Below are 12,061 nucleotides of genomic sequence, written 5' to 3'. Positions count from 1 at the left end.
GAGAAGCGGATCAGCGGCTGATGTCGGCGCTCAACCGGTCGAGGAGTGCCTCGAGGGAGACTTCGAACTCTTCCTCGCTCCGGTCCTCGCTCAGCAGAGGGCGAAGGCGAAGTACTTCCGGAGCGGTGGTCAGGCTGAGCTGTCCGTCGCGCTCGGGGATGTCGGCACCGCCCTCATCGAGCGGAGTCCCCACGGGGGCGGTCTCAGCCCCATGCACCGCAGACTCCAAGAGGAGCTGCCCGAGAAGGAAGCTGCTGAAGGAACGGTACGTGTCGACCGCCTGCTCGTCCGTGAACCCGAGGTCGATGAGCGTGCGCAGGAACATGTCTACGACCTCCACACTGCGCAGCGGTGGCCGCAGCCACGGTGCCGCCGGGTGCCGGCTCGCCACGAGCGGAAACGCGCGTGGATGCTCGGTAGCGATCCGGCGCACCCGATGCGCGACGGTCTGCAAGAAGCCTTGCCAGTGCTCGGCCAACTCATCATCGAGGCTGGTGGTGAGTTTCCCCATCAGCGAGGCGATGATGCCCTCCAGCAAGTCTTCCCGGCCGTGAACGTACCGGTACAGGGACATCGCCTCGACCCCGAGGTCCTGGGCGAGTGAGCGCATCGACAGGCTGTCGGCGCCGGTGCGGTCGATCTGCTTCAGTGCCGTCTGGATGATGAGCTCGCGGCTCAGCCGCCCCGCGGACGAACCTGATGGGGTGTTCCGAGATCGCTCCGGCATGGTCACACGCTACTCGCATCTCCATCCACGAAGGCCACTAGCGGGCAGATGAGAAATGTAGGGGCTCAGGAACGGAGTTGGCGCCCGGCGTCGGATTCGAGCAGCTTCACGGCGAGTAGTTCGCCGAGCACGGGACCGAATCGGTCAAGGGCGGCGCGATGGAGTCGCGCGGAAGAGTCGAGTATCGGTGTCGTCACGTCCGCAGCCCGGCTCATCGTTTCGACCGTGTCGAGCTCCTCGACCACGCGGTCGATGCCGAAGCTCGCCATGTAGTCACCGCCGAGGAGACGCGAGAGGTGTTCGTCGAGAAATCGACTGCCTCCCGCGCTCTGCCGAAGCAGACCGTGCAGGTCGTCCACGCCGAGTCCCAGCCCCTGCCCGACGAGCATCGCTTCCGAGGCGGCAACGGCGTTCGCGAACCACAGGGCGTTGGCGAGCAACTTCACAATCTGACCATCCTCGGCTCTTGTGCCCGCTCGCCGCACACCATCGGCACGCGCCAGCATCTCGAGGATGAGGCGCGCTCGTTGGACAGCTTCGTCCGCGCCGCTGGCATAGAAAATGAGCTCGCCTGTCTTGGCTTCGGCGACGGAACCTCCCATCGGCGCGGACACAGGCTGCACTCCACGGCGGGTGGCCTGCGCGGCAAGCTCGCGCGTAGCGGCGGGGTCCCCCGACGTCAGATCGAGCCACAACGATCCTCTACGAAGCGCCGGAAGCGCCTCGGCCAGGCACTCGCGAAGTTCGGTCGGCCCCGGCAGAACCGTGATGAAGATGTCGGAGGTTGCGGCGAGGTCGCGTGCTGAGTTCACCCAGGCGGCGTCCGGCACGACTCCGTCCCGCGCTGCGTTGGTGTCGGAGACGGACACCGAGTACCGCTCGATTAGCCGTCTCGCTATCGGAGCGCCCATGCGCCCGACTCCTACGAGTCCGATGTGAGGATTCGCGTTCGCAGTTTCCATTGCCGCACTCTGCCACAGTCGCACTGCGAGGAACATCTCACGGGCTAACGTCGTCCGTCAGCGAGCTCATCCAAGCGAGAGCACGCTCGTCGCTAGCCGCTGCTCGCGACCGATGCAAGCCCCTCATTGACTCTCCAGCCGGACGCGTACTCTCGCCGGGGATCGGAGGCAGAGATGGTGAGAACACGGATCGAAATCGATGGGAGAGGTTTCGTATTGGGTGCTGGTCAGGACGTGAACGAGGTCATGTCCCAGATCAAAGCGGCGGCGGTGTCGCCTCCGGAATTTGTCTCGCTCTCCGGGGACAACCACACCGCGAGCGTACTCATCCAACCCACGACCCGTGTGGTCGTCGTGGTGGAGGAGGACGTCGTTGGTGCCACCGAGCTCGCCCCGCCGGAAGGAGTGGCTGACGACTGGGAGTTCTTCTAGGGAGCCACGCGTCACAGGCCTTCCTAACAGTCAGACACTGCCTGAGACGCCCACGCGGCGGACCGCCCTCGACGACGTATCTGGCGCGCGGCGGCACCACCGGAACACACGTATCCACTTGAGGCCAACTGCCCGTCGCGAGGGGCCCTTATGTGAGGCGTCGTGGCCGAGTACAGTCAGCGGTACGTTGCACCTTCCCCCTTGGGCTGCGACGTCTCGCGGGGTTGTCCGCTTCATCGGCAACATGAGAGGCCGCGGGGATCCGGCCTCTTCCGCCTGCGCCCCTATTGTTCCGTTACTTCGCGAAGTTTGCGGGTCAGGGGCAACGCCTGCGAGCCTGCCGTAGACGGCGGCTGGCACCTCGATATCGTTGCAATATGGCGACTCTTCACTACGGCGCGACGGGCGATCCGGTTCACATCGAGGACCGTGCGCTAGCTCACCTCAAGGTGGTTATCGCGACGAAGCTACGGACGACACGAGAGCTTCACGCTGTCGTGGAAGCACGGGTATGACGACCCTCGTGGTCGGTCGACGATCTGGCTTCATCCGTCGATTCCACTCCGGTTTACCTTCGAGGATCCGGAGGCGCCGCAGCTGAATGTGAAGTGGATTGATGAGCTGATGCAGTCAGCGAACTCAACCGGCGGCATCATGCTCGTCGACGAGGTGATAGACGCGCCCGAATCAGAATGATGCGGGTTCCCGTTTGCTCACAACGCGAGGTGCCTCTGGGTGATCTGCGAACCGGTCGCGGTTACGAATAGGCGTGAGCTGGTTGACCCGGCTCCACTTTCGTGGCGCCGTCCGGTTCGTGCACCACGTAGACCCTGTGGGCGAGTTCGCGGTGAACGTGAGGGCTTCGATCCAGTGGCCGGTTGAGGTCGGCCTGGCCCGGGCTGGAGTACTTGAACACGAGGTCGCTGACGGCCGATATCCACACGGAGCTGCGTCCGCCTCCGACGCTGACGTCCTCTCGCCACGTGAACAGGAATGGCTCCCCTCGGCGGAGTTTCGTCGTGATGACGACCTGGAGATGGTGCAGTGCGCGGTCCTCTATCTCGACCTTCTGATTACCGTCGTAGATGAACTTGCCCATTGTCCGCTGTCCTTTCTGGCTCAGCTCGGTCAGAACGGACGAGGGATCGGCCAGGTGCAACTACCGCAAGAGGCGAGTATAAAATCGCGGGCTGCTGGATAGCTACGGAGGCTTCTCTCGCCGGTGTCGCGGAAGGCGCCACCGGGTTCCGTCGCGAGGTCTAGGCAACGTATGGCCAGGCTACGGCCAACGGGAGGAAAATATCCCCACCTTCGTCTACGTTGCCACCTAGTTGGGCAGCGCTGCGCGATCTGCGGTGCCCCGAGCCTATTGTTGCGCGAGGGGCTGCGCCGGATAGCTGCGATAACTGGTCTTATCGTCCGTAAACGGCCAGACAGGGAAGTAAGAAGGGGCTGAGCAGGTGAGGGCGCGTTTCCAGTGATGGCGCGGGCTCTCGGGGCGACACGCGGACTTGATACCGAAGCTGAGAGCGAGCTAACGCGGAGTCGAAGGCGACCACCACGTGGGTGTGCCGATTGCGATCCTGCGCATAGGCTCTGCGCATGGAACCGAACCCGCTGCTGCCGTCGTTCCCCGACTTGCTGCTGATCGTCGGCATCGCTGTGGCCGTCATCGTGCTGCTCGGGGTCGTGCTCGGGGTGTGGCTGTCCAATCGCTCGCGGGCGCGAAGAGGCTCTGCCCGTGACGATACCCAGGATGGGAAAAATAATGCAGGCCAGTGATGGCGACGATCGGTCGTCCGAGGCCCAGCTGAGAGCTCAGCTTCGAAGTATCGAGGCCGAGCACGCAGACTTGCTGTCTACGACGATCGGAATGGTCAGCGTGGGAAACGCAGAGCTGGCGAGCGGGCCAACGAGCTAGAGCGCAAAGCTGATGTCGTTCGCGCTCGTCTTGGGGAGCCGACCCGGCATCCACCGGAGCCGCCTCGTCGCCGCGTGATTCTGGGGTGGGTCACCCTGTGCGTTGCCGTTGTGGCGATAGTGACGCTTGTGCTGCTCCTGCCTCACTGAACGCCGGGGACCGGGCAGCCGTTCTAGGAGTGCGCTGCGCAATCTTGGCTCTTGCGGGAATGGATCTCAGCGTGGAGCCTGAGGTTTCCAGAAGACGCCGGGGGGCGATCATCTGGCATCAGAGTGACGTCGGCGGGCATCGGCGTCGCTCCGGGGTGCCTCTCTTTGACTTTCCCTCCCTCGGGCGAGGCATCCCGCTTTCGCGCGCTGACGCAACGGGCAGGGCGGTTCGGACTCCGTGCTCGTGGCGCTGACTTGTCCGGTCGCAATTCTGGGAGTGTGTCGGCGAAGACGCGCGTACAGTGAGGGTGTCGGCCCGGACCCCGCTGGCGGTGGTGATGGGTCGGCGTAAGCTGGCCCATCATCTCGAAGCCACAACTCGAGGGCGGTCACAGGTCCCAGTCGGTCAAGTCCGTGGCGAGCGTGGGCTCGAACGTGAGCGTGTCTCGGGCTGGACCCGTACGCTTCGACGTCACGGTGATGGCGACCTTGGACTGACGGCCGACGAGCACACCCACCATCCCGTCGCCGTCGGAGAGATGGACGAATGAGGGGCCCGAGCGGGCGGCAGCTTCGATTTGGCTCATCAACTCGACGAGATCGTGATCCGCCGGCAGATGCCAGGACCATCCGTCGATGATGACCTGCGTGTTCGTCTCCACTCGTGTATCGGTCATCCCGCGAGGGTAGCTTTTGCGGCGAGGCTCGCACTTCGGGGTTGCATCCCAGGGCGGCGCGTTGTAGCGACCACCCACCGAAAGGCGCGCTGAGAGCCGGGGTGATCAGGCCTGCGCTGGGACCGCGACCCGGTCACCAGCCGTCTTCTCGGCCGGCTCGGGTACGAGGTAGAGACCGCTCGGCGAGTTCGCCGTGAACGCGAGAGCGTCCACCCATTCACGGTTGATCGCCGGCTGCCGGCTGCCGTGGAACTTGAACACGAGTGAGCTGCCCGCGTGGACCCACGCAGTCACCCGGCCACCGCCGACGCTGGTGTCTTCGCGCCAGGTGAACGGGAATGGTTCCCCGCGGCGCAGCTTGGCGGTGATGACCAGCTGGAGGTGCGTGAGTGCGCGATCCTCGATCTCGGTCTTGACACCGTTCTCGTAGATGAACTTGCCCATGAGGTGCCTTCTGCTCAGCCACGAGATCCTCGAGAGAGGTGCGGCTGACGATGCCGCACTGTGGTGGCTTCATTGTGACACGGGAGGATGTCTCACGATCTCGCTCATGGCCGTGAATATCCGCCTGACAGCCGCACGGTGAGCGTTCTCCTGTTGCTCGATAGGGTCCGAGGCATGGGAACCATTCAGTACGGCGGCGCCGGCGACGACATCCACATCGAAGATCGAGCTCTGGCGCACCTGAAGGTCGTCATCGCCACGAAGCTCCGCCGCAACGAGAGCTTCACCCTGTCGTGGAAGCACCACGACGGCGACGCGGACGGACGCTCGACAATCTGGCTGCACCCGTCGATCCCATTGCGCTTCACCTTCGAGGAGGCGGAAGCGCCTCAGCTCAATGTGAAGTGGATCGAGCAGCTCATGCACTCTGCGAGCTCGACTGGGGGCATCAGTCTCGTTGACGAGGTGCTGGAGACTCCCGCGGAGTAGGACCTCACCCGCATCGGGTGAGGTCCGGCGTCGGACGGTTTCAATGGTTGCTAGCTTCGGCTCCATTGGTGCACGACTCGATCGAGGAGAGACCCATGGCGGAGAAGCCGAACATCATCCTGTTCATGTCTGACGATGTGGGTTGGGGGGATCTCGGCTGTTACGGCGGTGGGGAGAACCGTGGGGCGCCGACTCCCAATCTCGACCGGCTCGCCGCCGAAGGCTTGCAGTTCATGTCGTTCTACGGGCAGCCCAGCTGCACCCCGGGTCGTGCCGCGGCCCTGACGGGGCGTCTGCCGATTCGCAGTGGAATGACGACTGTCGCGTTCCCCGGTGACGGGGGCGGGTTGCCTGCGCCGGAATGGACGCTCGCGAGTGTGCTGAAAAAGGCGGACTACAACACCTGCCACATCGGGAAGTGGCACCTCGGCGAAGCGGACTACGCGATGCCGATCGCGCACGGGTTCGACCAGATGTACAACACGACGCTCTACCACCTGAACGCGTACACGTACACGGACAAGGCTTTCAATCCCGACTTCCCGTTCGACGACGAGGCCACCATGAAGATGTGGGGCAACGTCATCGGCGCGCTCGACGGCAAGGCGGGTGAAGAGCCCACCGAGGTGGAGAAGCTGGATTCCGCGAACATCCCATTCATCGACGAGAAGTCCACCAACCGTGCGATCGACTACATCGAGTCACACGCCGACGACGACGAACCTTTCTTCCTCTACTTGAACACGGCCAAGCTGCACCAGCCGAATCTTCCTCACCCCGACTTCGAAGGAGCGTCGATGGGGAAGTCGAAGTTCCTCGACTCACTTGTCGAACTCGACCACCGCGTGGGAGAGGTCATCGACAAGATCCGCGAGCTCGGGATCGCCGAGAACACACTGGTCGTGTGGACGACGGACAACGGTGCATGGCAGGACGTGTATCCCGACTGCGGCTACACCCCGTATCGGGGCACGAAGGGGACCGACTACGAGGGCGGCAGCCGCGTTCCCGCCATTGCGTGGTGGCCCGGGACTATTGAAGCCGGCCGCCGCAACTCCGAGATCATCGGGTCTCTCGACCTCATGGCCACATTCGCGAACCTCGCCGGCGTCGACCTCCCCTCCGAAGACCGGGACGGCGAGCCGACCATCTTCGACAGCTTCGACCAGACCGCGCTACTGAAAGGCGAGGGCGGCTCAACCAGAGATCACTGGCTGTACATGACGGAGACCGAGATGATCCCCGGTGCCGTGCGAGTCGGTAAGTGGAAGGCGATCTGGAACGTCCGTGACCAATGGCGTGGGCCATCGTCGTACACGGCGATTGTGCCGGAGCTGTTCGACCTCTGGCAGGACCCCCAGGAACGCTACGACATTTTCATGACCAGCTTCGCGGAGAAGACCTGGCAGGCCCCGCAGATGGCCGCACGACTTCTGAGCGTGCTCCCGAGCTATAAGCAGTATCCGAACCGTCCGCTGCAATCCGCGGGCATCAGCTACGCCATGTTCGATGTCGAGGATGCGCAGGTCCAACAGCAGATCCAAAAGATGGTGCACGGCCTCACCTCGAGCGCCTGAGTGCAGCCCCTCCCGGTAGACGACTTCACACAGAAAGCAGGATGGACATGGCAGATCTCATCGTCATCGCATACGACTCCGAAGCAGACGCAGAGGCGGCCTACAATCGCGTCCAAGAGCTGCAGGGCGACCTCGTGGTCGAGCTCTCCGGCCTTGCGCTGGTGAAGGTCGACGGCGAAGGCAAGACCAAGGTCGAGTACCCCGGAACCACCGGCAAAGTCGGCGTCGGAGCAGCGAGCGGTGCGCTCTTCGGTGCTCTGATCGGGATCCTGTTTTTCGTGCCGTTCGCCGGCATGATCTTCGGGGGTCTGTTCGGGGCGCTGTTCGCAGGCCTGGACAAAACCGGCCTCGACGCCGAGTTCCGTGACAGAGTCAAGTCGACCGTGACCGCGGGCAAATCCGCGATCGTCATCTACGCCTCGAAACTCACTGAAGACAAGTTCGCGGCGGCCCTCGCGCCGTACAACGGCACGGTCGTGCAGACGTCCCTGTCGGAAGAAGACGAGCACGAACTGATCCACGACCTCCGCACCCACTGAACGCTCGCCACCGGTTCTTCAACCCCGGGGAACGAAAACCCGGTTCCTCGTGATCAGCACCCCGAGCACTCGGGGAAACAGACGCCCCGTCAACGTGCCACTCTGAGGCGTGCGCTTCGGATAGCGTGACCGAGTACGGTTCCACCGCCGTGCGCCGGGGGGTCACGATGGCAACGGACAAACTGAACGCTGAGCTGGATCGGATCTTCCGGGAGCGGGATCGCGAGAACATGGCGCCGACGATCGCGGCGCTTCGCCCGATCCTGGAGAAGCACCCGCACGATCCGCGCGTGCTCTACGAAGTCGGCGGCGCGTTCGACACCGCGGGCGAAGAGGTCATGGCGAAGGGCTACTACCGGCGCGCCCTCGAGAACGGACTCCACGGCGACATCCGCCGCCGGTGCTTCCTCCAGTACGGATCCACGCTGCGCAACCTCGGCGACCTGGACAGATCAGCCGAGGTGTTCCGCACGGCTCGCGAAGAGTTCCCGGACGACGTGGCGCTGGGCGCCTTCGAGGCGCTGACCCTACATGCGCAGGGTCACATGAGCGCCGCACTGGGTAGTCTGCTCACTCTGCTCGCGGATCACGTTCACACCGAGGAGCTCGAGCGATACAAGCCGGCGATGCGCGGCAACGCGGAGTACCTCGCGTCACTCGATGTCTAGCTGAGTCTTGCGGGAATGGATCCGAGCGAGGATCCTGAATCTGCCGGATGGCGCCGGGGGGCGATCATCTGGCCGGAGTGACTCCGGCGGGCATCGGTGTCACTCGGGACGCCTCGCATCAGCGTTCCTCCCTCGCGCGAGGCGTCCCGCACAGCCGCCCCCTGTTTCGGTTGGTGCAGCCGCGCTGCGGGGGTGGTCCCGACAGATCTGGGGTACCTTCGGGACCACCCTGCCGGTGTCGCGGGGGACTTCACCGGCCCGCGGATCGCGATGTGTTGCGATCGGCCCTCAAAGTAGCTTTCGGTCGTCACACCCGTAGGACCCTTGAGCGATTCTTCGTCGCGGTCAAGTATTCGGCGTCCCGGTGGTTATCTTCGGGTTCCCCGGAAAGAATCATCGCCGAGGAACCGAGCGCGTCCATCCGGTGTGCGATGGTCGCACCGGCCAAGAAGGTGCGGCTTTGGCCTTCCTGCGGTCGTTGAAACCCGTCACAGCTCCCAATCGACCATGTCGACCACGAGGAGCGGCTCGTCGTCGGCGCTTGTCCGGGCCCCACTCGGTCGATCAGGGTGCACAGTGATCACGACGTGAGACTGGCTTCCGACGAGGACGCGCACGGAGCTGTCACCATCGTCGAGATGCACGAACGAGGGTCCTGACCGCGCCGCAACCTCGATACGACCCATGAGGTCGTCGACGTCCTGGTCTCCGTGCAGACGGAAAGGGTGTCCGTCGATGATGACCTGCGTACTCATATGCACTCCGTCCCTGTCATCCCGCGAGGGTAACCTCTGCCGGAGAGCGGCGACTTCGGGGTTGCATCCCACACGTCGGCGATGTACAGCGCCGCGTCAGGGAGCGAGCCGGGCGGGGTGTGTCAGGCGCGAGCCGGCGTCTCGAGACGGTCTGCAGCGGTCTTCTCGGCTGGCTCGGGAACAAGGTAGAGCCCCGTCGGCGCATTCGCCGTGAATGCGAGAGCTTCAATCCATTCGCGGTTGATCGCGGGCTGGCGGCTGCCGTGGTACTTGAACACGAGGGAGCTGCCCGCATGAACCCACACTGATGTTCGTCCGCCACCTGTGCTGGTGTCTTCGCGCCACGAGAAGGTGAAGGGCTCACCGCGGCGAAGTTTGGCGATGATGACGAGCTGGAGGTGTGTCAGTGCGCGGTCTTCGATCTCGGTCTTCACACCGTTCTCGTAGATAAACTTGCCCATCGGGTGCTTTCTGCTCAGCCACGAGGTCCTCGAGTGAGGTGCGGCTGACGATGTCCGCACCGTGGTGGCTTCATTGTGACACGAGACGATGTCGCACAATCTCGCTCACGACCGTGAATAACTCCGTGCCCGCGGCCGCGTTGGCCGTTCTCCTCTTCCCGGTATTGTTCGACTCATGGGAACTATCCAGTACGGCGGTGTCGGTGACGAGATCCACATCGAGGATCGTGCTCTCGCGCATCTGAAAGTCGTCATCGCCACAAAGCTCCGTCGCAACGAGAGCTTCACCCTGTCGTGGAAGCATCACGACGAGGACACCCTCGGCCGATCGACGATCTGGCTGCACCCGTCGATTCCGCTGCGGTTCACGTTCGAGGAGCCGGAGGCCCCTCAGTTGAACGTGAAGTGGATCGAGCAGCTCATGCAGTCTGCCAGCTCCACGGATGGCATCAGCCTCGTCGACGAGGTGCTGGAGATTCCTGCCGGGTAGGTGAGCGAGAGTGCAGGTGCGAGCCCTGCGAGGCGCTGTATGAGAATCGGCGAAGCATGCGAACCCCGGTTTCTCGACGAATGAGGTGTGAGATCCGGACAGTGCGGCTAGGCAGCTACGGCGGGTGCGGGGGCGTCGATGGCGAGCTTGACGCCGACCGCTCCGAGGATCGTGCCGGTGATCCATTTCTGCCAGCGTATCCATGAGGGCTTGCGCTGCAGGAACGCGGCGATGGAGCCGGCCGCGAGGACGATCACTCCGTTCACCGTCACTCCGACGAGGATCTGAATGGTGCCGAGCTGGAGGCCTTGAGAGACGACGTTTCCCCGCTCGGGGTCGATGAACTGCGGGATCAGCGCCAGGTAGAGGATGGCGACCTTCGGGTTCAGAAGGTTTGTCACCAACCCCATGCGGAACAGGGCGCCCGATGAGTGCCGACGCAGCTCGGTGGTCTGGAACAGTGTGCTGCCCCCGGGACGGAAGGTCTTGTACGCGAGCCACAGGAGGTACGCGGCGCCGACGACTTTCAGCGCGATGAACAGGCCTGGAACAACGACGAACACTGCGGCCAAGCCGAGATTCGCCATCAACATATAGACGACGAATCCGACCGCGGTGCCGGAGAGAGAGATCATGCCGGCGCGCCAGCCTTGTCCGATGCTCCGTGAGACGAGGTACATCATGTTGGGTCCTGGCGTGAGGGCGAGTCCCAGTTCGATGAGGGCAATTCCGGTCGCGGCGGCCAGCGAGATCATGGTGTCCCTTCGAGACGGGGAACATCACCGTTGATGTGAAGGCCGTCCACAGTCTGGCACAGGGATGTCGGCCGACCGGCACAAGCCGCACGATGAGTGAGCGCTCACCCGCGGATTTCGTTCAGGAACGCCCGTGCAGCAGCGCTCGGGTTCTCTCCCCACACGATCCCCAGACGGGATCGCGCCTGCGAGTCGTCGAACGGGATGCAGCGCAACCCCCACGTCGACGCGGTCGTTTCGCTGACGATTGCGACTCCGAGCCCGCGACCTGCGAGTTCCTTCACGAACGAGGGGCCAGCCACTTCCCAGCGCGGTGTGAGGGTGAGGGCGGTGCGCCTCATCATTGCGTCCAGAGCATCGCGTGATCCAGTCCCGGGTTCGAGGCTGATCACATCCACGTGGACCAGCTCAGCAGGCGTGATCGTCGACCGCGATGCCCACGGATGCGTCGTGCCGACGACAGCGACGAGCGGGTCATCCACGATGACGTGCCTGTGAAGGTCCGACGGCTCATTCTCTGCCCAGGTCGCAATCGCGACGTCGACTTCGCCCCGGCGCACCGCAGTCAACAGCGCGTGGGATGTCCCTTCCGACAGGCGCAGATCGACCCCGGGGTGATGGGTATGAAGCTCGTCGATCGCCTCGAAGAGTCGTGGCCAGATCAGGTTCGCGACCGTCCCGACCTTGAGGGACCCGATCACGAGCCCGCGCAGATCGGCGGCAGATGCTGTGACTGCGTCGACGGCATTCACGGCGTTGCGCACGGCGGGGAGCAGAGCGAGCCCCTCATCGGTGAGGACCACTCTGCGCCCGACCCGGCGGAAGATGGCGACGCCCAGTTCTTTCTCGAGCTTGGCGAGCTGACTGCTCACGCCCGACTGAGCGACCTGCAGTTTCCTGGCGGCGTCGGTGACGGAGCCCTCGTCGACGACAGCGAGCAGGTACCTGAGCCGATGCAGTTCCATATCTCAGAATGCTAGATCTGTTCGCCGATAGATGTTGGACGGATGGATCG

The 12,061-nt window shown here is 63.9% G+C and carries 16 protein-coding genes and 1 pseudogene; 8 read left to right on the top strand and 9 right to left on the bottom strand.

All coding sequences use genetic code 11. The annotated features are described in order from the left end of the window. Nucleotides 1–10: 10 nt before the first annotated feature. Together ACZZZF_RS16815 and ACZZZF_RS16810 are read right to left on the bottom strand one after the other, a co-directional pair. Nucleotides 11–727, bottom strand: a complete 717-nt coding sequence (locus ACZZZF_RS16815; protein WP_400865646.1) for a TetR/AcrR family transcriptional regulator C-terminal domain-containing protein — start codon at nt 725–727, stop codon at nt 11–13. 65 nt (nt 728–792) lie between these two features. Continuing rightward, the gene (locus tag ACZZZF_RS16810; protein WP_400865643.1) at nt 793–1,689 is read right to left on the bottom strand and encodes an NAD(P)-dependent oxidoreductase; all 897 of its coding nucleotides are present in this window, start codon (nt 1,687–1,689) and stop codon (nt 793–795) included. Between the two features lie 246 nt (nt 1,690–1,935). Between ACZZZF_RS16810 and ACZZZF_RS16805 the strand changes: the two genes are divergently transcribed. After that, complete coding sequence (locus ACZZZF_RS16805) at nt 1,936–2,121, top strand: hypothetical protein (RefSeq protein ID WP_400865640.1); 186 nt, start codon at nt 1,936–1,938, stop codon at nt 2,119–2,121. 377 nt (nt 2,122–2,498) lie between these two features. Then, nucleotides 2,499–2,817 (top strand): annotated as a pseudogene (locus ACZZZF_RS16800) (DUF7882 family protein). Nucleotides 2,818–2,878: 61 nt separating this feature from the next. Here ACZZZF_RS16800 and ACZZZF_RS16795 read toward each other — a convergent pair. Then, on the bottom strand, nt 2,879–3,220 hold the full coding sequence (locus ACZZZF_RS16795) for a DUF7882 family protein (RefSeq protein ID WP_400865638.1): 342 nt from the start codon (nt 3,218–3,220) through the stop codon (nt 2,879–2,881). A 503-nt stretch (nt 3,221–3,723) separates the two neighbouring features. Here ACZZZF_RS16795 and ACZZZF_RS16790 point away from each other — a divergent pair. Continuing rightward, nucleotides 3,724–3,903, top strand: a complete 180-nt coding sequence (locus ACZZZF_RS16790; protein WP_400865635.1) for a hypothetical protein — start codon at nt 3,724–3,726, stop codon at nt 3,901–3,903. Nucleotides 3,904–4,580: 677 nt separating this feature from the next. On the opposite strand, the gene ACZZZF_RS16785 is transcribed toward ACZZZF_RS16790, so the two are convergent. Both ACZZZF_RS16785 and ACZZZF_RS16780 read right to left on the bottom strand, forming a co-directional pair. Continuing rightward, entirely contained in the window at nt 4,581–4,868 is a 288-nt protein-coding gene (locus tag ACZZZF_RS16785; protein ID WP_400865632.1) for a hypothetical protein, read from the bottom strand. Between the two features lie 105 nt (nt 4,869–4,973). Continuing rightward, nucleotides 4,974–5,312, bottom strand: a complete 339-nt coding sequence (locus tag ACZZZF_RS16780) for a DUF7882 family protein (protein WP_400865629.1) — start codon at nt 5,310–5,312, stop codon at nt 4,974–4,976. Between the two features lie 174 nt (nt 5,313–5,486). Here ACZZZF_RS16780 and ACZZZF_RS16775 point away from each other — a divergent pair, with 174 nt between their 5' ends. The 4 genes from ACZZZF_RS16775 to ACZZZF_RS16760 all read left to right on the top strand — a co-directional run bounded on the left by ACZZZF_RS16775 (nt 5,487) and on the right by ACZZZF_RS16760 (nt 8,585). Then, the gene (locus ACZZZF_RS16775; RefSeq protein ID WP_400865626.1) at nt 5,487–5,801 is read left to right on the top strand and encodes a DUF7882 family protein; all 315 of its coding nucleotides are present in this window, start codon (nt 5,487–5,489) and stop codon (nt 5,799–5,801) included. Nucleotides 5,802–5,896: 95 nt separating this feature from the next. Next, a complete protein-coding gene (locus ACZZZF_RS16770) occupies nt 5,897–7,378 on the top strand; it encodes an arylsulfatase (RefSeq protein WP_400865623.1) in 1,482 nt (493 codons plus the stop codon). Nucleotides 7,379–7,425: 47 nt separating this feature from the next. Then, the gene (locus ACZZZF_RS16765; protein WP_400865620.1) at nt 7,426–7,917 is read left to right on the top strand and encodes a DUF1269 domain-containing protein; all 492 of its coding nucleotides are present in this window, start codon (nt 7,426–7,428) and stop codon (nt 7,915–7,917) included. A 167-nt stretch (nt 7,918–8,084) separates the two neighbouring features. Next, nucleotides 8,085–8,585 (top strand): tetratricopeptide repeat protein, encoded by a 501-nt coding sequence (locus ACZZZF_RS16760; RefSeq protein ID WP_400865617.1) that lies wholly within the window; start codon nt 8,085–8,087, stop codon nt 8,583–8,585. A gap of 488 nt (nt 8,586–9,073) precedes the next feature. Here the strand turns inward: ACZZZF_RS16760 and ACZZZF_RS16755 are convergent, their stop codons facing one another. Both ACZZZF_RS16755 and ACZZZF_RS16750 read right to left on the bottom strand, forming a co-directional pair. Beyond that, entirely contained in the window at nt 9,074–9,340 is a 267-nt protein-coding gene (locus ACZZZF_RS16755; protein WP_400865614.1) for a hypothetical protein, read from the bottom strand. A gap of 122 nt (nt 9,341–9,462) precedes the next feature. Further along, nucleotides 9,463–9,801 (bottom strand): DUF7882 family protein, encoded by a 339-nt coding sequence (locus tag ACZZZF_RS16750; protein WP_463499658.1) that lies wholly within the window; start codon nt 9,799–9,801, stop codon nt 9,463–9,465. A 175-nt stretch (nt 9,802–9,976) separates the two neighbouring features. On the opposite strand from ACZZZF_RS16750, the gene ACZZZF_RS16745 reads away from it, so the two are divergent. Beyond that, a complete protein-coding gene (locus ACZZZF_RS16745; protein WP_463499655.1) occupies nt 9,977–10,291 on the top strand; it encodes a DUF7882 family protein in 315 nt (104 codons plus the stop codon). A gap of 107 nt (nt 10,292–10,398) precedes the next feature. On the opposite strand, the gene ACZZZF_RS16740 is transcribed toward ACZZZF_RS16745, so the two are convergent. Continuing rightward, nucleotides 10,399–11,046, bottom strand: coding sequence for a LysE family translocator (locus tag ACZZZF_RS16740; protein ID WP_400865607.1), 648 nt, complete (start codon nt 11,044–11,046; stop codon nt 10,399–10,401). A 104-nt stretch (nt 11,047–11,150) separates the two neighbouring features. Further along, the gene (locus ACZZZF_RS16735; RefSeq protein ID WP_463499652.1) at nt 11,151–12,011 is read right to left on the bottom strand and encodes a LysR family transcriptional regulator; all 861 of its coding nucleotides are present in this window, start codon (nt 12,009–12,011) and stop codon (nt 11,151–11,153) included. Nucleotides 12,012–12,061 lie beyond the last annotated feature (50 nt).

It is taken from the genome of Microbacterium sp. AC215, assembly GCF_979258645.1.
Note: the sequence above shows the minus strand (reverse complement) of the source record. Positions and strands in the feature narration are given on the sequence as shown.

What these genes read in the sequence shown, in the direction of transcription:
- ACZZZF_RS16780 (WP_400865629.1), bottom strand. Translation starts at nt 5,312, where the DNA reads ATGGGCAAGTTCATCTACGAGAACGGTGTCAAGACCGAGATCGAGGAT.
- ACZZZF_RS16765 (WP_400865620.1), top strand. Translation starts at nt 7,426, where the DNA reads ATGGCAGATCTCATCGTCATCGCATACGACTCCGAAGCAGACGCAGAG.
- ACZZZF_RS16815 (WP_400865646.1), bottom strand. Translation starts at nt 727, where the DNA reads ATGCCGGAGCGATCTCGGAACACCCCATCAGGTTCGTCCGCGGGGCGG.
- ACZZZF_RS16785 (WP_400865632.1), bottom strand. Translation starts at nt 4,868, where the DNA reads ATGACCGATACACGAGTGGAGACGAACACGCAGGTCATCATCGACGGA.
- ACZZZF_RS16740 (WP_400865607.1), bottom strand. Translation starts at nt 11,046, where the DNA reads ATGATCTCGCTGGCCGCCGCGACCGGAATTGCCCTCATCGAACTGGGA.
- ACZZZF_RS16745 (WP_463499655.1), top strand. Translation starts at nt 9,977, where the DNA reads ATGGGAACTATCCAGTACGGCGGTGTCGGTGACGAGATCCACATCGAG.
- ACZZZF_RS16770 (WP_400865623.1), top strand. Translation starts at nt 5,897, where the DNA reads ATGGCGGAGAAGCCGAACATCATCCTGTTCATGTCTGACGATGTGGGT.
- ACZZZF_RS16750 (WP_463499658.1), bottom strand. Translation starts at nt 9,801, where the DNA reads ATGGGCAAGTTTATCTACGAGAACGGTGTGAAGACCGAGATCGAAGAC.
- ACZZZF_RS16790 (WP_400865635.1), top strand. Translation starts at nt 3,724, where the DNA reads ATGGAACCGAACCCGCTGCTGCCGTCGTTCCCCGACTTGCTGCTGATC.
- ACZZZF_RS16795 (WP_400865638.1), bottom strand. Translation starts at nt 3,220, where the DNA reads ATGGGCAAGTTCATCTACGACGGTAATCAGAAGGTCGAGATAGAGGAC.
- ACZZZF_RS16805 (WP_400865640.1), top strand. Translation starts at nt 1,936, where the DNA reads ATGTCCCAGATCAAAGCGGCGGCGGTGTCGCCTCCGGAATTTGTCTCG.
- ACZZZF_RS16775 (WP_400865626.1), top strand. Translation starts at nt 5,487, where the DNA reads ATGGGAACCATTCAGTACGGCGGCGCCGGCGACGACATCCACATCGAA.
- ACZZZF_RS16760 (WP_400865617.1), top strand. Translation starts at nt 8,085, where the DNA reads ATGGCAACGGACAAACTGAACGCTGAGCTGGATCGGATCTTCCGGGAG.
- ACZZZF_RS16735 (WP_463499652.1), bottom strand. Translation starts at nt 12,011, where the DNA reads ATGGAACTGCATCGGCTCAGGTACCTGCTCGCTGTCGTCGACGAGGGC.
- ACZZZF_RS16755 (WP_400865614.1), bottom strand. Translation starts at nt 9,340, where the DNA reads ATGAGTACGCAGGTCATCATCGACGGACACCCTTTCCGTCTGCACGGA.
- ACZZZF_RS16810 (WP_400865643.1), bottom strand. Translation starts at nt 1,689, where the DNA reads ATGGAAACTGCGAACGCGAATCCTCACATCGGACTCGTAGGAGTCGGG.